This window comes from Paramylibacter ulvae (assembly GCF_014652655.1).
In the GTDB taxonomy this organism is placed as follows: domain Bacteria; phylum Pseudomonadota; class Alphaproteobacteria; order Rhodobacterales; family Rhodobacteraceae; genus Amylibacter; species Amylibacter ulvae.
The window spans coordinates 86811-105724 of the sequence record NZ_BMZF01000004.1 but is presented as its reverse complement, the minus strand read 5'-3'; the positions used below and the strand labels follow the sequence as shown (position 1 = coordinate 105724).

At 50.9% G+C, this 18914-nt stretch carries 18 protein-coding genes and 1 other RNA gene; 2 read left to right on the top strand and 17 right to left on the bottom strand.

The window, feature by feature from the left end; all coding sequences use genetic code 11:
* Window positions 1-40: 40 nt before the first annotated feature.
* From IE094_RS09050 to IE094_RS08975, 16 genes are all read right to left on the bottom strand, one after another.
* The gene (locus IE094_RS09050; protein WP_189640377.1) at window positions 41-646 is read right to left on the bottom strand and encodes a class I SAM-dependent methyltransferase; all 606 of its coding nucleotides are present in this window, start codon (window positions 644-646) and stop codon (window positions 41-43) included.
* Window positions 639-2042 (bottom strand): UDP-N-acetylmuramoyl-L-alanine--D-glutamate ligase, encoded by a 1404-nt coding sequence (gene murD, locus IE094_RS09045; RefSeq protein ID WP_189640376.1) that lies wholly within the window; start codon window positions 2040-2042, stop codon window positions 639-641. The genes IE094_RS09050 and murD overlap by 8 nt, the downstream gene beginning before the upstream one ends.
* On the bottom strand, window positions 2042-3127 hold the full coding sequence (gene mraY, locus IE094_RS09040; RefSeq protein WP_189640375.1) for a phospho-N-acetylmuramoyl-pentapeptide-transferase: 1086 nt from the start codon (window positions 3125-3127) through the stop codon (window positions 2042-2044). Before mraY ends, murD begins: the two co-directional genes overlap by 1 nt.
* A gap of 9 nt (window positions 3128-3136) precedes the next feature.
* Window positions 3137-4552, bottom strand: a complete 1416-nt coding sequence (locus IE094_RS09035; protein ID WP_189640374.1) for a UDP-N-acetylmuramoyl-tripeptide--D-alanyl-D-alanine ligase — start codon at window positions 4550-4552, stop codon at window positions 3137-3139.
* On the bottom strand, window positions 4552-6051 hold the full coding sequence (locus IE094_RS09030; protein ID WP_189640373.1) for a UDP-N-acetylmuramoyl-L-alanyl-D-glutamate--2,6-diaminopimelate ligase: 1500 nt from the start codon (window positions 6049-6051) through the stop codon (window positions 4552-4554). Before IE094_RS09030 ends, IE094_RS09035 begins: the two co-directional genes overlap by 1 nt.
* 23 nt (window positions 6052-6074) lie before the next feature.
* On the bottom strand, window positions 6075-7862 hold the full coding sequence (locus tag IE094_RS09025) for a peptidoglycan D,D-transpeptidase FtsI family protein (RefSeq protein ID WP_189640372.1): 1788 nt from the start codon (window positions 7860-7862) through the stop codon (window positions 6075-6077).
* A gap of 1 nt (window position 7863) precedes the next feature.
* A complete protein-coding gene (ftsL, locus tag IE094_RS09020) occupies window positions 7864-8214 on the bottom strand; it encodes a cell division protein FtsL (RefSeq protein WP_189640371.1) in 351 nt (116 codons plus the stop codon).
* Between the two features lies 1 nt (window position 8215).
* On the bottom strand, window positions 8216-9229 hold the full coding sequence (gene rsmH / locus IE094_RS09015) for a 16S rRNA (cytosine(1402)-N(4))-methyltransferase RsmH (RefSeq protein WP_189640370.1): 1014 nt from the start codon (window positions 9227-9229) through the stop codon (window positions 8216-8218).
* A gap of 3 nt (window positions 9230-9232) precedes the next feature.
* The gene (gene mraZ, locus IE094_RS09010) at window positions 9233-9733 is read right to left on the bottom strand and encodes a division/cell wall cluster transcriptional repressor MraZ (RefSeq protein WP_189640369.1); all 501 of its coding nucleotides are present in this window, start codon (window positions 9731-9733) and stop codon (window positions 9233-9235) included.
* A 606-nt stretch (window positions 9734-10339) separates the two neighbouring features.
* On the bottom strand, window positions 10340-12319 hold the full coding sequence (locus tag IE094_RS09005; RefSeq protein WP_189640368.1) for a bifunctional 2',3'-cyclic-nucleotide 2'-phosphodiesterase/3'-nucleotidase: 1980 nt from the start codon (window positions 12317-12319) through the stop codon (window positions 10340-10342).
* 167 nt (window positions 12320-12486) lie between these two features.
* Window positions 12487-12856: RNase P RNA component class A (gene rnpB, locus IE094_RS09000), an RNA gene on the bottom strand.
* A 9-nt stretch (window positions 12857-12865) separates the two neighbouring features.
* On the bottom strand, window positions 12866-13591 hold the full coding sequence (locus IE094_RS08995; RefSeq protein ID WP_229802200.1) for an N-acetylmuramoyl-L-alanine amidase: 726 nt from the start codon (window positions 13589-13591) through the stop codon (window positions 12866-12868).
* A 7-nt stretch (window positions 13592-13598) separates the two neighbouring features.
* Complete coding sequence (locus IE094_RS08990) at window positions 13599-14264, bottom strand: hypothetical protein (RefSeq protein ID WP_229802199.1); 666 nt, start codon at window positions 14262-14264, stop codon at window positions 13599-13601.
* Window positions 14265-14328: 64 nt separating this feature from the next.
* Window positions 14329-15816, bottom strand: a complete 1488-nt coding sequence (gene gatA, locus IE094_RS08985; protein ID WP_189640366.1) for an Asp-tRNA(Asn)/Glu-tRNA(Gln) amidotransferase subunit GatA — start codon at window positions 15814-15816, stop codon at window positions 14329-14331.
* A gap of 3 nt (window positions 15817-15819) precedes the next feature.
* Window positions 15820-16107, bottom strand: coding sequence for an Asp-tRNA(Asn)/Glu-tRNA(Gln) amidotransferase subunit GatC (gatC, locus tag IE094_RS08980; RefSeq protein WP_189640365.1), 288 nt, complete (start codon window positions 16105-16107; stop codon window positions 15820-15822).
* Window positions 16108-16192: 85 nt separating this feature from the next.
* Complete coding sequence (locus IE094_RS08975) at window positions 16193-16645, bottom strand: nucleoside deaminase (protein WP_189640364.1); 453 nt, start codon at window positions 16643-16645, stop codon at window positions 16193-16195.
* A 65-nt stretch (window positions 16646-16710) separates the two neighbouring features.
* Here IE094_RS08975 and IE094_RS08970 point away from each other — a divergent pair, with 65 nt between their 5' ends.
* A complete protein-coding gene (locus IE094_RS08970) occupies window positions 16711-17571 on the top strand; it encodes a pseudouridine synthase (protein WP_189640363.1) in 861 nt (286 codons plus the stop codon).
* Here the strand turns inward: IE094_RS08970 and IE094_RS08965 are convergent, their stop codons facing one another.
* Window positions 17572-17778: a cold-shock protein gene (locus IE094_RS08965; RefSeq protein WP_099592480.1), complete on the bottom strand. Its 207-nt coding sequence runs from the start codon at window positions 17776-17778 to the stop codon at window positions 17572-17574. It abuts the gene before it with no gap.
* A gap of 263 nt (window positions 17779-18041) precedes the next feature.
* Between IE094_RS08965 and IE094_RS08960 the strand changes: the two genes are divergently transcribed.
* Window positions 18042-18860: a TerC family protein gene (locus IE094_RS08960; RefSeq protein ID WP_189640362.1), complete on the top strand. Its 819-nt coding sequence runs from the start codon at window positions 18042-18044 to the stop codon at window positions 18858-18860.
* Window positions 18861-18914: the final 54 nt, after the last annotated feature.

The window sequence follows — 18914 nt, the reverse complement described above, 5'->3', positions numbered from 1 at the left end:
TATGGGGTAACTATACACGAAAATTCATACAGTTCCAGCATTATGACCCAAGCGTTGCGATCCAATGAGTAAATCCACCGCAATCTGGATCTTGGGTGGTGTATTGAATATCTGAAAACCCATTTTCGGTAAATAATTGACAATAATGATCGGGGGCAAGGCTTGAATGATAAACTGGAGTGTCGGCAACGGTTCCATAAACTTCGCCATCTTGATCCCCCGTGGCCACAAGGATTGCACCCTGTGGTGTCAACCAACGCGCGAATTTGGGAAACATCGCGATTTGATCGGGGCGCGTTAGGTGAAACAAGCCAGACCAACTGATGATCGCATCAAATTTCTGATCCGTTTCGAAATCACGCATGTCCGCGGCGATCCAGGTATGATCGGGAAAGCGTTTTTGGGTGGTCGCCACCATTTCAGCTGCGAAATCAACGCCCGTAATTTGGGCACCCTTTGCAATCAGATAGGCCGCCATCGGTTCGCCTGCGCCACTTCCAAGGTATAATATACGTGCATTGTCAGGACAGCGCGACAACAGCGCATCCAAAACGGTTTTTTCAAACAGCGATTTGTTGCGCCCCGCATCATATTCCGCCGCCGCGCGACGGTATAGTTTTTGGGTATCGCCGTAAGGATCAGCCATCCAAATGCGGTGTTACCGCTGCGATAAACGCATCACCACGTTTTTCAAAATTGGGGTATTGATCAAAACTGGCGCAGGCAGGAGCAAGCAGTATCACATCGCCCGCATCCCCATCAGCCACAGCCGCCGCGACCGCGCGTTCAATGGTTTCACATTGCGCCTGTGGCGTGGTTCCCAATTGGCTGGCGAATTCGGTTGTTGCCTCGCCAATCAAATACGCTTTTTTCACACGATCAAACAGCGGGGCAAGCGCGGTAATACCGCCCTCTTTCGCCTGACCCCCAACAATCCAACGAATATTTTTGAATGCTTTCAACGCCTGTTCAGCGGCATCAATATTGGTGGCCTTGCTGTCATTTACAAATGTCACACCGTTCCCAGTGCCAAGCACCTGACAACGATGGGGCAGACCTGGGTAGGTTTTCAATGCCGCCTCAATCACCTTGGGCGGGATATTCAAGCTGCGACATGCAGCATAGGCAGCACAAGCATTTTGGTGATTATGCGCACCGGGTAAACCGATAATATCGCGCAGATCAATTGATGCGACCTGTCGGTTTTTCCGCCATTCGGCAAGGAAACCTTTGCGCGCAAAAACGGACCAACCTTGGCCTTGCAACTTTTGCCCTGATGAAATGGCGATCACGGGATCACCTGTTTTATCTTGGCGAATTTGGTTGGCCAAAAAACGACCTTCGGGTTCATCAACGCCAATGATAGCCTTGTCTGGGCCACCCTCGACAAACAAACGCCGTTTGGCGGCGAAATAGCCCCCCATGCCATTGTGACGATCCAAATGATCAGGGGATAGGTTCATAAACACAGCAACATCGGGCGCAAGCGCACGTGCCAGATCGGTTTGATAGGATGATAATTCCAACACCACCACATCGCCATCTTGTGCAGGTGGCAGATCAAGCACACCGCGCCCGATATTACCCGCCATCGTGGCATTACGCCCCGCAGCGTTCAGGATGTGTTGGATTAACGCAGTTGTCGTGGATTTCCCGTTCGACCCTGTGACACAAATCACCTTGGGAATGGTGTCGAATTGTTCCCAATCCTCTGTTGCATAGGATCGGAAAAACAATCCGATATCATTATCAACGACAACCCCGTGCGACCATGCCTTTTGCACAATCGGATGGGGTGTTGGATAAAGATGTGGAATGCCAGGGGATACGATCAGGCTGACCACTTCTTCCCAAGATTTATCCTTGGTCAGATCGGCAACTTCGATCCCCTCGTCCATAGCCTTTTGGCGTGCGGCCTCGTTATCATCCCAAACTACGGGGATTGCACCACCAGCGCGCAGCGCCAGCGCCGCTGTCAGACCGGATCGCCCAAGGCCCAGAACAGCAACGCGTGCACCGCGATATCCACGAACAGGAATCATTAGCGCAGCTTCAACGTTGCCAGACCAATCAACGCCAAGATCAGCGCGATAATCCAGAAACGAATAACGATTTGCGATTCATGCCAGCCCTTTTTTTCAAAATGGTGATGAATGGGCGCCATCAAGAAAACACGACGACCCGTGCGTTTGAAATAGAGCACTTGGATAATCACCGACAATGCTTCGACCACGAACAGGCCACCGACAATAGCCAACACCAGTTCGTGTTTCGTAGAAACCGCGATTGCACCAAGTGCACCGCCCAATGCCAATGAACCCGTATCACCCATGAACACCGCGGCAGGTGGTGCGTTATACCATAAAAATCCAAGTCCCGCGCCGATCAATGCCGATGTGAACACCAGCAATTCACCCGTGCCAGCCACATAATGCACATCCAAATATTCGGTAAAGTCGGTCCGCCCAACCACATATGAAATCGCACCAAGCGTGCCGCCCGCGATAATCACAGGCATAATCGCCAAACCATCTAACCCATCCGTCAAGTTCACCGCATTTGCAGCACCCACAATCACAATCATTGCAAATGGAACGAACAGAACACCAAGGTTAATCAATGTATCCTTGAATACCGGCAGTGCGAGCTGATTTGTTAATTCCGCGGGATGTAATTGCGTGGCCCAATACCCCGCCACCAGTGCGATAACCAACCCAATCCCCATACGTGCCTTGGACGAAAACCCTGCAACGGTTTGTTTTGTCACCTTAAGGTAGTCATCGACAAACCCGATCAAACCAAAACCAACAGTCACCATCAGAACCAGCCAGACAAAGCCGTTGTCAGAGCGCGCCCAAAGCAGTGTTGATATAATCAGCGTGCCCAAAATCAGCACACCACCCATGGTGGGCGTGCCTGCCTTTTGGATGATATGGCTTTCGGGGCCATCATCACGAATTGGCTGACCTCTTTTTTGTTTGCGCTTTAGAAAATTGATCAGTGGACGACCAAAAATAAAGCTCAGGAACAATGCGGTAAAAAACGCGGCACCTGCGCGAAAGGTGATATATCGGAAAATATTGAAAATATCCCCGCCGTCAGACAGCTCACTCAGAAAATAAAACATTGTTGTCCCCTATTTATACTGTAGCTTTTGGATGGATTTCACCACCAACGCCAGCCGCGACCCTAACGAGCCTTTGACCATAACCACATCGCCTGCGTCCAGCAATTGATGTGTTTTGTCCGCCATTTGTTGCGCATCTGCAAACCATGTGCCGCGTTTTTCAACGGGCAGCGCATCATGCAGCGATTGCATTAATGCGCCTGCAGAATGCACGATATCGACCCTTGCGATTGCAGGGTGATCGGCCAATTCTGCGTGCATTTGGCGTTCGTCTGGTCCCAATTCCAGCATATCACCCAACATCGCAATGCGTCGCCCCTTGCGGATACGCCCGACGTTATCAATCGGCTGTGCCGCCGCGAGCACGTCCAGTGATGCCCCGACAGAGGTTGGATTGGCGTTATAACTTTCATCAATCAATTCAAGCGATGCGCCATCAATGTTTGCCAGTTCAATAGTTTGACGCGCACCGCGACCGCTTGGTGCGGTAAAATCTTGTAATGCCAACATCGACATCGCCAGATCTGCACCCGCACCAACGGCACCCGCCAGAACCGCGAGCGCATTCATCGCCAAATGCTTGCCAGGCGCCGATAATTTAAACATAATCGGATCGCCAAATGCGGTGGCCGATACATTCGTGGTGTCATTTCCAACAATGACATCGCCCAAATGATAATCAGCACCATCCGTTTGCCCAAACTCGATCAGTTTCGCACCTGCATTATTCGCACCATCACGCAAAATCTGTGCAGTAGGGATATCGATGTTGATCACCGCCGTGCCACCCTTGCGCAAGCCATCGAAAATTTCAGCCTTGGCATGAGCGATTTCATCGACATCCTTGAACGCCGCCATATGAACCGCCGCCACCGTGGTGACAATCGCCACATCCAGATCGGCCATGCGCGCCAGTGGTGTGATTTCATTGGGGTGGTTCATGCCAATTTCAATCACGGCATAATCCGTGTTCATTGGCATGCGTGCCAATGTCAGGGGCACACCCCAATGATTGTTAAAACTACGCTCGGCGGCATGAACGCGACCCTGCCCTGCCAATGCGGTGCGCAACATTTCCTTGGTTCCCGTTTTACCAACCGAACCGGTTACGCCAATCACTTTGGCGCTTGTGCGGTTGCGTGCAAACCGTGCCATGTTTTCCAAGGCATGCAAAACATCATCGACAATCAAAAGTGGTGCATCGGAGGATACGCCGTTGGGAATGCGTGAAACCAATGCAGCGGCGGCACCTTTTTCCAACGCCTGCGCGACAAAATCATGCCCATCGCGCTGGTCTTTCAGCGCAACAAATATATCGCCTGCTTCGATTTCGCGCGTATCAATCGACAACCCGTTGGCCACCCAATCGGTGGTGGATCGACCACCTGTTGCCAAAACCGCGTCTTGAGAAGTCCACAAATTCATTATGCGCCCATCCCATCCAAAGCCGCAACAGCAACGCTCGCCTGTTCCACATCGTTAAACGGCAGCACATCATTGCCGATGGTTTGCCCTGTTTCATGCCCCTTGCCCGCGATCAACAATGCATCACCCGGTTGCAATGCATCGACGCCGCGTAAAATCGCCTGCGCGCGATCACCCACGTTATTGGCATCTGGGCAGCCCTGCATCACCATTTCGCGAATGCTGGCGGGGTCTTCGCTACGCGGGTTATCGTCCGTCACGAACACCACATCTGCATTTGCCGCGGCTGCCGCGCCCATCAATTTACGTTTGGATGTATCGCGATCACCGCCCGCGCCCAACACTACGATCAGGCGCCCCATGATATGGGGGCGCATCGCGCGCAATGCGGTTTCAACGGCATCCGGCGTATGGGCGTAGTCAACAAAAACGGGCGCGCCGTTTTGACGTGTTGCTGCCAATTCCATACGTCCAGAAACCGTGCGCATTTCAACAAGTGTGTCAAAAACATCCTTGGCCTGTTCACCACTGGCAATCACAAGCCCCGCCGCCATCATCACGTTTTGCACCTGAAACCCACCGATTAACGAGAGGCGCACCGTGCGCACATCACCGCGCCATGAAAAACGCACATCTTGGCCAGTCGCATCAAAGCGGCTGTTTAATATTGTAATATCGCAATCGTTTGATCCGATGGTAATCACATCTTGGCCACGTGCATCCGCAAGTTTTTTGATGTCAGCGCCGCGCGGATCATCCATGTTGATCACGGCCGACCCTTCGGGCGGCAGGACGCGGGTAAACAACCCCGCTTTAGCATCAAAATACGCCTCGAACGTTTCGTGATAATCCAAATGGTCTTGGGTGAAATTGGTAAATCCAGCCGCCGTTAGATACACGCCATCAAGGCGACGTTGATCAAGCCCGTGGGATGATGCCTCCATCGATGCATGAGTGATGCCAGCATCGGATAATTCGGCCAATAATTTGTGCAAGGTGACGGGTTCTGGCGTGGTGTGACTGAGCGGGGCGGTATATGCGCCCTCAACCCCAGCCGTACCAAAATTGGTTGCCTGTTTGCCAAGGTTTTCCCAAATCTGACGGGTGAAATTGGCCACCGATGTTTTGCCGTTTGTGCCCGTGACCGCTGTCATCGTGGCGGGTTGTTTGGCATAAAAACGCGCCGCAGCACGTGCCAGATCAAGACGCGGATCATCTGATATAATAAATGGTACATCCAGCTTGGCCACATTGCGCTTGGCAATTTCCAGCCCTGCCGCATCGGTCAACACGGCCGCTGCATCCATGCGTAATGCGTATTGAATGAATTCGCCGCCGTGTCCATTCACACCAGACATCGCCACAAACAAATCACCCGCATTGGTTTTGCGGCTATCAACACAAATGCCCGTAATGCGAGGATCAGCATCCATCGCTCCTGCATTGGCACGAAGCCCCATTTCCAAAAGAGATTTGCCAGCAGGTTTCGCGTTTGCCATTTATATGCCTTTGACTCTGTCGATCAGTTACCAGCGGACGTGTATGTTATCTGATCGATGGCTGCAACTGCTGGACGCAAATCCAATACGGGTGCAACACGCGAAATAAGTTCGGCGGCAACAGGCACTGCTGTCCACCCTGCCGTGCGGCGTTTTTCGCCGTGAACGAATATTTCTGGTTCATCAAGGCTTAGGATCAGCACATATTTTGGATTGCTCGCAGGAAACACTGTCGCGAATGTTGCAATCACGCGGTCCTCGTAATACCCACCCGATGGCTTGGGTTTGTCCGCCGTACCTGTTTTACCCGCAACTTCGTATCCTTCGACTTCACCAAGGCTCGCCGTGCCTTTGGCGACAACTTGGCGCAGCATATAGCGAAGTTGCGCTGATGTTTTTTCCGAAATCACCTGTGGGCGATCCTTGGCAACACCGCGTTGTTTGATCAAGGTCGGTTTCACCCTGTATCCACCATTCGTTATGGATGCATATGCGGTTGCCAAATGCAGCGGCGTTGCGGCGATCCCGTGGCCATATGAAATGGTCATGGTCGAAATATCAGACCAGCGTTTTGGCAAAATCGGGCGAGTTTGCGTCGCAGATCCCAATTCAACATCGACAGGTTCGAAAAAGCCAAGATCAGACAACATTTGTTGCTGCGCACCTGCGCCTGCCTCCAGCGCCATACGCGCGGTGCCAACGTTGGATGATTTAACGATCACATCGGTCAGGCTGAGCGTTTTGCCGTAATTATGAAAATCGCGAATACGAAATTTGCCAACGCGCATCGGGCTTTCTGTGTTGATCAAGGTATCAGGTGTTGCCAGACCCTTTTCAAGGTGGGTCGCAGCGGCAAATAATTTGAATGTTGAGCCAAGCTCGTAAACACCTTGAGCTGCGCGATTAAACAATGGGCTGTCGGATGGATCACCATCAACGGCGGGGCGTGGGCGATCATTTGGATCAAAGTCGGGCAATGATACCATTGACACGATTTCGCCTGTGTTCACATCCATCAACACAGCGGATGCACCTTTGGCACCCATGATTTTCATTCCGCCGCTCAATACGCGGCGTGTGGTGGCCTGTGCAGTTAAATCGATCGACAATTGCAACGGAGCGCCGTTCATCGCAGGATCGCGCAGCAATTTGTCGTGGTATTTTTCAATGCCTGCAACGCCCACGATTTCGGCGGCCTGAACACCCTCTTTACCAAAACCAGCACCGCCCAAGATATGCGCCGCCAAATTCCCATTTGGATAGAGACGCATTTCACGCGGCCCAAACAACAGACCGGGTTCACCCAAATCGTGCACAGCCTGGCGTTGCTCGGGGCTAATTTTACGTTTCACCCACAAAAATTTTCGTTTGCCGCCCGTGAAATCACGCGTCAGGCGTTTTTCATCCAAATCGGGAAAGATTTTGATCAAATCTTTGGCCGCCTTGGCTGGATCAATCATCAATGGCGGTTGGGCATAAAGCGATTGCGTGGTCAAGTTTGTTGCCAACACCGTACCGTTACGATCAACGATATCGGCGCGTTGGTTCAAAATTTGGCTGGTCGATGCAATGGCATTGGGTTCGGCCGGTTCGGTTGCCGCCAACATCCCCATACGTGCACCAATCGCACCAAATGCGAAAAAGAACGCCACCCCCATTATCATCAACCGATTTTCGGCGCGTTTACGTTGGCGGGTCATCATTGCCTGATTACGTTTGGCACGTTCGCGGGCTTCGATCCGATCGGGATTTTCGCCCTTGGATCGTGCGGAAATAACAGATGCCAATGGGCGCAATGGGGTGCGTTTCATATCATTCAACCCCTTCGGAGTTTTGAACAGAAATGGGTTCGTTGACGATTTCCAGATTTGTTGGACGCGGAGGGAAGGCCACCAAATTGGTATCGCCAAAATGTTGTGATGACAGTGGGATCAAACCCAATGTTTCAAAATTCAAATCCGCCAATTCACGCAGACGTTCAGGGCGGTTTAAATATGCCCACTCGGCCTTTAACACGGAAATTTCTTCACGTTCGGATGCAATGGCTTGTTGCAATTTTTGCACACGTTTCGCCGTCGCTTGGGTGCGATAGTTTTCGGTATAAGCCCAATAGGCCATCCCAACGACCAATGCACAGCATAACAAATAGAGAAAATTCTTCATTTTACCGTAGCCTTTCCAAATCAAAATTGGGCAACCCTAATTTGCGCCCTTCAATACCACCCGCAGGTGCGGACAAGCGCCGCGCCAGACGTAATTTCGCCGAACGCGCACGTGGATTTGCATCTATTTCATCATCCCGCGCTGAAATTGCTTTGCGGCCGATGCGTTCAAACCGTGGTGCATCTTGCACTTCTTCGGGTTGATAACGGCTCCCGCGGGGCATTTCGGCGCTGCGTGCCTGTAAGAACCGTTTCACAATGCGATCTTCGAGCGAATGAAATGTGACCACGGCCAATATTCCACCCTCGCCCAATGCGGTTTCCGCCGCGATCAAGCCATCTACCAATTGGCCAAGCTCATCGTTTACCGCGATGCGCAATGCTTGAAAGCTACGCGTTGCAGGATGTGCTTGGTTTGGCTTTGCGCGTGGTAGCGAATTTTCAATCACGCGCGCTAATTCAGCCGTGGTTTGAAACGCGGTCTCTGTGCGTGCCTTGACGATATTGCGCGCTATGCGGCGCGATGCGCGTTCTTCGCCGTAAAGATACAACATGTCGGCCAATGTCGCTTCATCGGCAGTATTGACGATATCGGCGGCGGTCATACCCGATTGCGACATGCGCATATCCAATGGACCATCCTGCATAAACGAAAATCCGCGCTCTGCCTGATCGATTTGCATGGATGAAACACCGATGTCCAAAACCACACCATTCAGTGGCAATCCATCGTTTTCATCCGCAAGCGTATCAAGATTGCCAAATTCACCTGCAATCAGGCGCAAACGATCACCATATTCACCCGCCCAACTCGCCGCGCGTTCGAACGTTTCGGGATCGCGATCAATTGCATAAACCGTGTCGGCCCCTGCATCCAACAATGCGCGTGTATAACCACCCGCACCAAATGTGCCGTCTAACCAACGCCCAGAAACAGGTGCGATTGCATCCAAAATTGGGGACAATAATACGGGAATGTGCGGCGCGGTGGCTGTATCTTGCGAAGCCTGAACCATCGCTTATACCCCAGGTGTCGCATCAAGAAGGGTTAAAACATCAAACCCGTCTTCGAATTCATCTAGGTAATCATCCATCGCACTTGCTTGCGCTTCGTAGGTATCTGGATGCCAGATTTGAAACGTGTCGCCAGAGGCAATGAAAAACACTTGATTGCTGAGACCCAGTTTTTCACGCAATTTCGGGCTAAGCACGATTTGACCTGTTTCGTTCACCTGCAATTGCACGGCTTGCCCTGAAAAGGTGCGTTCCAAGGCGCGGCGCGGTTTTGATCCGCGTGGCAATTGTGCGATTTTATCATCAACCTCTTCCATCGCAGAAATTGTGAATCCTTCGATGAATTCACGGCGGTGGTCGCCGTAAACCAAAACCAATTGTGGTTCGCGATCTGGGTTGTGTTCTGGGTCACAATCTTCGAGCACACGTCGAAAGGCAGCCGGGATAGACACCCGACCTTTTCCGTCCATCTTTTGGACGAATTCACCTTTAAAACGTTGTGCCACCTTTGTGACTCCNGGGCCAGAAATGGAAACGGCGGATTGAGCTGCTGCCACTGCTCAATCCGCCGCTCTCTGTCCCACTTTGGACTGTCTGATTTGTGGTGCCACCTTGGGGGGGTGTCTGCTCGCACGCACGTCAGATCTTTCTTTCAATAAGGAGGGTGCCTGTACGAAACCTGCGAGGTTTTCTAATGTGGGTCTTAACGCCCGTTTAAAATTGCCCTAAACCTTATCTTGCAATTAGGAATACATGGGAATGCATAGTCTGCAAAGGGATTTTTTTAGGACATAGAGCAAAAATAGCGTATCTGATAGCGATATTTTGCATAACACCGCTGTGAAACCCGCATTCGAACACACATTATTGTGTCTAAATTTGTGATTTCCACCAGATATAGTGAAATCTGAAGAATTCCCATTTATTCCTATTTTTCTCGCTGTCAGGACTAAGTCTTGTGCCGATACGTCAGAACATATGCGGAACATACTGAAAACTATGTGATTTTCGCGGAATCGATGGTCGTTTTGATTCGTAACAACCCGCAGAAATGAAAAGACCGCCAAGCATCTTGGCGGTCTCAGTTCTGTGAATCGTTGTGATAACGGGTGTTAGTCGAGCGTGATGCGGAAACGCGCAAACCCATCGGGGCCGTCCCCTGCGGATGCAAGGTTTACACCCTTTACATCAGCGATGCGCTCTTTGGCCATTGGACCTGTGTCAAATAACACGCTGGTGTCTGGCAATGATTTAAACCGCCAGTTGGCATCGGCGCGAGGATTAATCGTGCCTTGTTCAACGATATAGCGCACGATCACATCACGGTTGGTATCTGGACCCTCAAATATAATTGTATCCCCCATGGCACCTGGGAACGATCCACCACCCGATGCACGGTAATTATTAGTGGCGATCACAAACGTCATATCGGGCGTGACGGGCGCGCCGTTATATTGCAGATCAACAATGCGGTTCGCATCTGGGTTCAACGCACCACCCTTTGAATCGAATTTGGATGGTTGGGACAAATCAACCTGATAGGTTACGCCATCAATCACATCAAAATTGTAGGATGGGAAATCAGGGTTCAGCAATACCTGATCCGCCTGCCCCACAGTTACCTGATTAAACATACCTGCAGAGCGTTCCAACCAATCCTTCACTTGTGCGCCAGATACCTTTACCGCGCGCACGGTGTTTGGATACAGATACAGATCAGATACGTTTTTAATCGCAACATCGCCCACGGGAACATCGGTGTAATATTCAGGACCCCCACGGCCACCCGCCTTGAACGGAGCAGCGGCGGATAGGATGGGCAAGCCTTCCCATTCAGTGCCTTGCATCATTTCATTGATATACCAAGTCTGTGCTTGGGATACGATTTGCACCGATGGGTCATCCGCGACAAGTGCGAAATAGGAATGCAATGGCGCCTCTGTTTGACCAACAGAGCGGCGCACATAGGCCAAGGTCGCATCATGTTCGGCGGCGATGCTTGCCTCGACCGATGCGACGCTTTCGACCAATGGCGTGATTTTGCGATCTTCGCCGCGCTGAGAAATGGGGCGTGCTTCGACGGATGATGTGACCACCTGCCATTCATTACCCGATTTTTCCAACATCAAATCGATCACACCCAAATGCGAACCCCAGAAACCACCCATCGCGGCAGGTTTGCCATGGATCGTGCCTTTGGCTGCATCAACAGCTGCAAAATCTGCATATTTTTCGCTTGGGAATACCAGATGGCTGTGGCCCGTCATCAATGCATCAATGCCGTCCACCTCTGCCAATGGAACAGATGCGTTTTCCATACCCTCTGTGTGGTTCGCAGAACCGATGCCCGAATGGGACAGCGCGATGATGATATCCGCGCCCTTCTCTTTCATTTCGGGAACGTATGCCCTGGCGGTCTCAACGATATCGCGCGCATTCACATTACCCTCTAGGTGGCGGCGATCCCAGCCCATGACCTGTGGCGGGACGAAACCGATCAAACCGATTTTAATGGTATGTGTTTCGCCATTCCCGTCTTTGATCTGTTTGTCGATCAACACATATGGTGGCAACAGCGTTTGATCGTCACGCGGGTTTGCTCCCATTTCCTTGGCGATATTCGCACTAACCACTGGAAAATCAGCACCCGCGACGGATTTCATCAAAAAATCCAAACCATAGTTGAATTCGTGATTACCAAGTGTGGATGCCTCGTAACCCAACGTATTCATTGCGGTAATGATCGGGTGCATATCACCCTCTTTCATCCCACGCTCATAGGCGATGTAATCCCCCATCGGATTACCTTGTAGAAAATCACCATTATCAACCAACATTGCATTGGTGGATTCTGCACGGATGTCCTCAATGATGGCGGCGGTACGTGCCAAGCCAACCGTATCGGCCGGGCGATCACCATAATAATCATATGGCATGACATGCACGTGCAAATCGGTTGTTTCCATAATGCGCAGATGCGCCTGATTGCCAGCAGCATTGGCCGAAAACGGGTGCAATGCAAACAGTGAACTGGCGGCAACACCCGTTCCAAGCAATGTGCGACGACTAAGTTTGGTTTTATCAATTGGCATGTGTGGCTCCGACGTTTTGAAAGACCAATGGTTTTCTTCTTTGCGGGCAAAGATGAAAAACATTGAAATCTGTGGTTCAAATTGACTATGCGGCGATTGTATCAATATCACGACACTGGATCAGACTAGCCATCAAAATTTTAAAAATCTAGGGTTGAACACAGATATTTTGCGGATGGCCTGTAAGCCGGATTTTGTTCAGGGCTTGCGCCCGTTGATGACCATTCATCTGGGCCTGCTGTTGCCAACAGGCTCTTGCAACCAACCCGGATCTGCTGGGGCCAAAGCAACCCCGACCGCAAGCGGTCACGCGATCCCTATTTGGTTTTGCACCAGGCGGGGCTTGCCTTGCCAGTGATGTTACCACCACCGCGGTGGGCTCTTACTCCACCGTTTCACCTTGACCTGCGTAAACGCGGGCTGTCTGTTCTCTGTGGCGCTTTCCCTTGGGTTACCCCAGGCGGGCGTTACCCGCCGCCGTTGCCTTGTGGTGTCCGGACTTTCCTCACGTAAACGTGCAGCCATCCAGCCATCCGCAATTGCGCATTACGCACAAGTTTGCCCAAGGTCAACATCCGCGCAGGGGTAATCGCGTGCCAGTGTTTCGATGATTGCAACATCTGCGCCTGTCAGTTTTCCAACCGCGGATGGGTTAAACCGCAAACGAAACGCATCCAGCACGGTTTTCCATGCCGTCAAATCATCATTGGGCGCACGATAACCAAAGGCCGTCGCGGCCATGCTGAACCGATCCCAATCCGGCACGGCCAAAAAATCGGGGCTTGGCCAAATGGATAGCCTCTTGTGGGCAAGGCGTTGCCAATCAAAATTGGGACCTGGGTCAAATTTGCGCCCTGGCGCCATGTCCGAATGGCCAATCACACGGGCAGCGGGTATATTGTTGCGATCACGAATACCCGCAAGCAATCCTTGCAGTGCAATCATTTGTGTATCAGGAAAATCGGGTGCATCGCTTTCTGGGCCTTTGTTGGCGATTTCAATGCCGATGCTGTGGGAATTGACATCAACCACATTACCCCAGCGCCCAGCGCCCGCATGCCAAGCCCGCATGGATTCATCAACCAATTGGGTGATCACGCCGTCTTCGGCAATGACATAATGCGCGGAAACTTCGACAGAAGGATCACACAGCCGTTCAATTGCTGCGTCTGCGGTTTCCATCGCGGTGTAATGCAGCACCACCATGTCGGGGTGCAGCCCGTGTTTACGCGGGCCGCAATTTTGGGATTTCACGTGGTGAATATCAACCATTCAACGCTTACTGTGCGGATGCACTACGCGAATTGAAATAACCATAAGGTGTCCATGAACAGGCAAAACCATCACCATCGGCATCCAGTTTCAATGGATCCTTGCGTGGGCCACCCTGCAATAAAAATGTCACCTGCGCCAAATCGCGATCAGTATAATTTGTACAGTTATTTGCGGTGTAATCTTTTTTGTTACGACGATAACGCGAACGACCAACGGTGCGATCTTTGTTATCTTGGGCATAGCTAGCCAAATCTGTGCCCCCTTGTTTTTGCGGCAATTCTTTGGCGTCAAACACGGTGTATGTGCGTTTCAATTCATCCAATTTCGCAGCGTCCGTTTCGATGGTCTCACGTTGTGTCACCGCCTCGAAATCTTGGGAATTGGAAATCGTTGAACGATCTGTTTCTGGCAGAGGCGCGGGTGTATCCGTTGCGTTCAATTCATTTTCGGCCTGTTCCAACAGATTATCAACCGAAGCGTCATTGCTTGGTGCGGTCGCCAATGTGTTTTCAGCCGCCAATTCACGCTGGGCTTGTGCCTGTTCAGCGCGTTGCAAACGTTGTTCTTCGATGGATAGCGCGGGCGACTGTGGCGTTACAGATTCAAAATAATCATCCGGCGTTGGCGGTGGTGGTGAACACGCCGCCAACAAACCCGCAGTAATCGTCATACCCAAAATTAAACGCATATTTGCCTCTTACAATTTTTAGGCATTCTATGCCCTTAACAAAAACTTACCACCATTTATTTGGTTTGGAAACAAAACCTGCGGATTGTTCCAAGCGATAAGCGATATTTAGCATATCACCCTCTTCCCAAGGGCGTCCAATCAACTGTAGCCCCAATGGCAACCCATTGGCATCCATGCCCGTTGGGATCGCCACGCCAGGTAAACCAGCCATGTTGACCGTCACGGTGAATACATCGTTGAGATACATTTTAATCGGGTCTGCGTTTTTCATTTCACCAATGCCAAACGCAGCGGATGGTGTTGCAGGTGTTAAAATCGCATCCACACCCGATGCATATACATCGTCGAAATCTTTCTTGATCAATGTGCGTACACGCTGTGCACGGCGATAATAGGCATCATAAAATCCTGCGGATAATACATATGCGCCAATCATCACACGGCGCTTGACTTCGTCACCAAAACCTTCGGCGCGAGTGCGTTCGTACATTTCATTGATGCCTTCGCCAGATTGCAACGTCGCGCGTTTGCCATACCGCACACCGTCGTAACGGGCGAGGTTTGATGATGCTTCGGCTGGTGCCAAAACATAATATGCAGGCAATGCGTATTTGGTATGAGGCAGTGAAACATCCACGATTTCAGCACCCGCATCGCGCAACATATCCGCACCATCGGCCCACAGTTTTTCAATTTCGGCGGGCATGCCATCAATGCGATATTCATTTGGAATACCGATTTTCTTGCCTTTGATATCACCCGTCAGCATCGATTCAAAATTTGGCACAGGCAGGTTTGCAGATGTGGAATCTTTGGCATCATACCCAGCCATGGCTTCCAACATGATCGCGGCATCGCGCACGTCTTTGGTCATTGGGCCCGCTTGATCCAGCGATGATGCAAATGCGATCACACCCCAACGCGAACAACGCCCGTATGTTGGTTTCACACCAGTAATCCCAACAAATGCCGCAGGCTGGCGAATGGAACCACCCGTATCCGTACCCGTTGCCGCCAAACACAAATCCGCAGCAACCGCCGCCGCCGACCCACCAGATGAACCACCCGGTGTCAATTTTGCATCCGAGCCTTCACGACGCCATGGATTGATTGCAGGGCCATAGGCAGATGTTTCATTGGACGAACCCATCGCGAATTCATCCATGTTCAATTTGCCCAACATAACCGCACCAGAATCCCACAGTTTGGTAGTGATCGTGCTTTCATATTCGGGTTTAAACCCATCAAGGATATTTGATGCCGCCTGTGATTTCACACCTTTGGTGCAAAACAAATCTTTGATACCAAGCGGAATACCACACATATCAGGCGCATCGCCTGCGCCGATGCGTGCATCCGCCGCCTTGGCCTGTTCTGTGGCGATTTCAGGGGTATGTGCACAATATGCGTTCAACGCATCCGCACCCGCCGCCGCATCCAGACAGCTTTGCGTTAATTCAACAGCTGTAATTTCTTTGGCACGGAGCTTTGCGCGAGCACCCGATATGGTTAGTTTTGATAATTCGCTCATAATCTATTCCACCACTTTTGGCACGGCAAAGAAACCTTCGCGCGCATCAGGCGCATTGGCCAAAATCTTGTCTTGTTGATAACCATCTGTCACCTCGTCCTTGCGCATCGGCAGGTTCATTGGGGTCACGGATGTCAACGGTTCCACACCTTCGACATCAACCTCAGACAGCTGTTCCATAAAATCCAAAATACCAGACAGTTCCCCTGCCAAGGCTTCTAAATCTTCGTCTTTTACTTCGATCCGCGCCAAATATGCTGCGCGGCGTGCTGTTTCTTTGTCGATCGACATGTGCTGTTCCGTTCGATGGTCATCTGTTTGGGCGATATTTATCGGGCAAGGCGCAGTTTCGCAAGGCGACAATGCACCCTGCTCGCTATTCACGCAGTTTTGCAAAAAAATCTGTTAACAAACGCTCTGCCCGCTTGGCGTTGATACCATCGTAAACCTCTGGTGCATGATGGCATTGGGCGTGCTGGAAAATGCGTGGTCCTTGTTCCACCCCACCCGATTTTGGATCACTTGCCCCATAATAAAGACGCGCGAGGCGTGCATTTGAAATGGCGGCAGCACACATCGGGCATGGTTCCAGCGTGACGTATAGGTCGGCATCGGTTAACCTTTCCGCACCCAATGCATCACAGGCTGCGCGAATGGCCAAGATTTCAGCATGTGCTGTGGGATCATTCAATTCGCGCGTCCGATTCCCAGTCGATGCGATCACATCACCATTTCGCACGATCACCGCCCCAACGGGCACTTCGCCACGATCGGCGGCGGCGGCGGCCTGTTCCAATGCTATATCCATAAAGCTGTTAAATTGTGTCATAGAATTGTCTTGCGCCAAAACGAACATAACTTGCAAGACCCAAGCGTTTGGCCCATAGGGGGCATATGAGCCAAGAACCAGAACGTATTGCCAAATTCCTTGCCCGCGCGGGCGTTGCATCGCGCCGCGAAATCGAACGTATGATTGAAGCGGGTCGGATCACATTAAATGGCGAGGTGTTGAAAACACCCGCGGTCAAGGTAACGGATGCCGATAATATCATTGTCGACAACAAACCCGCCCCAACAAAACAGCCCCCGCGGTTTTGGCGCTATTACAAACCGCTTGGTTTGGTCAGCACAGAACGTGATGAAAAAGGGCGCAAAACCATTTTTGATGATCTGCCTGAAGACATGCCGCGCACCATGAGCGTGGGGCGTTTGGATATCAATTCCGAAGGATTGTTATTGTTAACCAATGATGGTGGTATCAAACGCAAATTGGAATTGCCCGCCACGGGTTGGTTGCGCCGATACCGCGTGCGTGTGAATGGCCGCCCTACGGATGAAACGTTCGAACCATTACGCCAAGGTGTTGTGATCGATCGCGAAGTTTTCGCACCAATGGAAGTGGTTTTGGATCGTCAACAAGGTGCAAATGCGTGGCTCACTGTTGGCCTGCGCGAAGGTAAATACCGCGAGGTACGCCGCGCCATGGAACATGTTGGCATGAAAGTGAACCGCCTGATCCGTATCAGTTACGGCCCATTTCAATTGGGCGATATGGAACCGGGTGAAGTGCGCAGCATTCCAACCCGCGTGTTCAAAGAACAGCTTGGCCCAGAGGGTGCTGATTTATTTGACGCGGTGGATGAAAACGACAAGCCAAAACGCACGTTAAAGCCACGCCCAAACAAATCGCGCGGCACACGAAATTCGCCCCGCAGCGATGCAGGCAACAAAAAGCCAAATAAAAAACGGCGTTAATTAACTGGGTTTCAGATGGCCCGCCATCTGACGCCCATCGCGCCCATCAATCAATTCATATTCAATAGGTTGATCATCCTGAAGCGATTCAATCCCAGCTTCTTGCAACGCGGATACATGAACAAAAATATCCTTGTCGCCGTCTTCGGGTTGAATAAATCCATAACCCTTTGCGGCATTAAACCACTTCACTTTTCCCTTTGCCATTAGATTAGTCCCTTAATCTTGAACAGAAACACGGCGAAATTCCGTGCCACGCGCGCCTCTGCCATGCACCCTCGGGGGTGAGGTTCTAAAATTTGACAAAGTCACAGCAGACATCGCGACGTAGCGTAACTTAACCCAAAAAGTGATTTTTTCAAAATACTTGCTGGGACGCGCGCAGGTCGATTGGCCAAAAGTTGCTTGCAGGGATGATTCACAGCCCCTATTTCTGATGGAAATGAGTAATTTAGGCGGAGAATCCCCAAATGGCAGATTTATTAACCATCGAAAACCTCGGCAATTTGGCCGTATTGATCTTTTTGCAAGCCGTGCTTGGCTTTGACAACTTGTTATATATTTCAATTGAATCGCAACGCGCACCCAAAGAAATGCAAAAACAAGTTCGGTTCTGGGGCATTATCATTGCCGTTGTCCTGCGTGTTGTTTTGCTGTTCGTCATGATCCAATTGATCGAAATGCTAAAAGCACCGCTTTATGTGTTCGACATTCCAGGTGTACTGGAAGGGGGCATAAACTTTGCCACCATCGTGTTCCTGATAGGTGGGGTGTTCATTATGTACACCGCGTTCAAAGAAATCACGCATATGCTAACGATTGAACAGCTTGATCATGATGTCGAGAATAAAGGCGGTAAATCTGCCGGGCAAGTGATCATGTTGATCGTAATGATGAACTTGATTTTCAGCTTTGATTCAATCCTGTCTGCCCTTGCCATTACCGATGTGTTCCCTGTGCTTGCCATTGCGATTTTGGCCTCGGGTGCTGCGATGTTGATCTTGGCCGATGGCGTGACCGAGTTTTTAAAGAAAAACCGCATGTACGAGGTTTTAGGCCTGTTCATTCTGTTGATCGTTGGTGTTGTTCTGTTGGGCGAAGCAGGCCCCGCCGCCGCACATGCAATGCATGATGATGGGCTGCAAATTAAAATCTTTGGATATGAATTGTTACCGATGTCTAAAACAACGTTCTACTTCTCTGTGATCGTTTTGGTTGCGGTGGAAATCATCCAATCTGGCTATCAGAAAAAGCTGGCGCATGAACGCAAATCAAGCGCTGAACACTAAAATAAGTAAAAATAATGAAAACCGCAGACTAGTATCTGCGGTTTTCCTTTATAT

Excerpts from the sequence above, each read along its gene's own strand:
- IE094_RS09050 (WP_189640377.1), bottom strand. The coding sequence starts at position 646 with ATGGCTGATCCTTACGGCGATACCCAAAAACTATACCGTCGCGCGGCG.
- murD (WP_189640376.1), bottom strand. The coding sequence starts at position 2,042 with ATGATTCCTGTTCGTGGATATCGCGGTGCACGCGTTGCTGTTCTGGGC.
- mraY (WP_189640375.1), bottom strand. The coding sequence starts at position 3,127 with ATGTTTTATTTTCTGAGTGAGCTGTCTGACGGCGGGGATATTTTCAAT.
- IE094_RS09035 (WP_189640374.1), bottom strand. The coding sequence starts at position 4,552 with ATGAATTTGTGGACTTCTCAAGACGCGGTTTTGGCAACAGGTGGTCGA.
- IE094_RS09030 (WP_189640373.1), bottom strand. The coding sequence starts at position 6,051 with ATGGCAAACGCGAAACCTGCTGGCAAATCTCTTTTGGAAATGGGGCTT.
- IE094_RS09025 (WP_189640372.1), bottom strand. The coding sequence starts at position 7,862 with ATGAAACGCACCCCATTGCGCCCATTGGCATCTGTTATTTCCGCACGA.
- ftsL (WP_189640371.1), bottom strand. The coding sequence starts at position 8,214 with ATGAAGAATTTTCTCTATTTGTTATGCTGTGCATTGGTCGTTGGGATG.
- rsmH (WP_189640370.1), bottom strand. The coding sequence starts at position 9,229 with ATGGTTCAGGCTTCGCAAGATACAGCCACCGCGCCGCACATTCCCGTA.
- IE094_RS09005 (WP_189640368.1), bottom strand. The coding sequence starts at position 12,319 with ATGCCAATTGATAAAACCAAACTTAGTCGTCGCACATTGCTTGGAACG.
- IE094_RS08995 (WP_229802200.1), bottom strand. The coding sequence starts at position 13,591 with ATGGTTGATATTCACCACGTGAAATCCCAAAATTGCGGCCCGCGTAAA.
- IE094_RS08990 (WP_229802199.1), bottom strand. The coding sequence starts at position 14,264 with ATGACGATTACTGCGGGTTTGTTGGCGGCGTGTTCACCACCACCGCCA.
- gatA (WP_189640366.1), bottom strand. The coding sequence starts at position 15,816 with ATGAGCGAATTATCAAAACTAACCATATCGGGTGCTCGCGCAAAGCTC.
- gatC (WP_189640365.1), bottom strand. The coding sequence starts at position 16,107 with ATGTCGATCGACAAAGAAACAGCACGCCGCGCAGCATATTTGGCGCGG.
- IE094_RS08975 (WP_189640364.1), bottom strand. The coding sequence starts at position 16,645 with ATGACACAATTTAACAGCTTTATGGATATAGCATTGGAACAGGCCGCC.
- IE094_RS08970 (WP_189640363.1), top strand. The coding sequence starts at position 16,711 with ATGAGCCAAGAACCAGAACGTATTGCCAAATTCCTTGCCCGCGCGGGC.
- IE094_RS08965 (WP_099592480.1), bottom strand. The coding sequence starts at position 17,778 with ATGGCAAAGGGAAAAGTGAAGTGGTTTAATGCCGCAAAGGGTTATGGA.
- IE094_RS08960 (WP_189640362.1), top strand. The coding sequence starts at position 18,042 with ATGGCAGATTTATTAACCATCGAAAACCTCGGCAATTTGGCCGTATTG.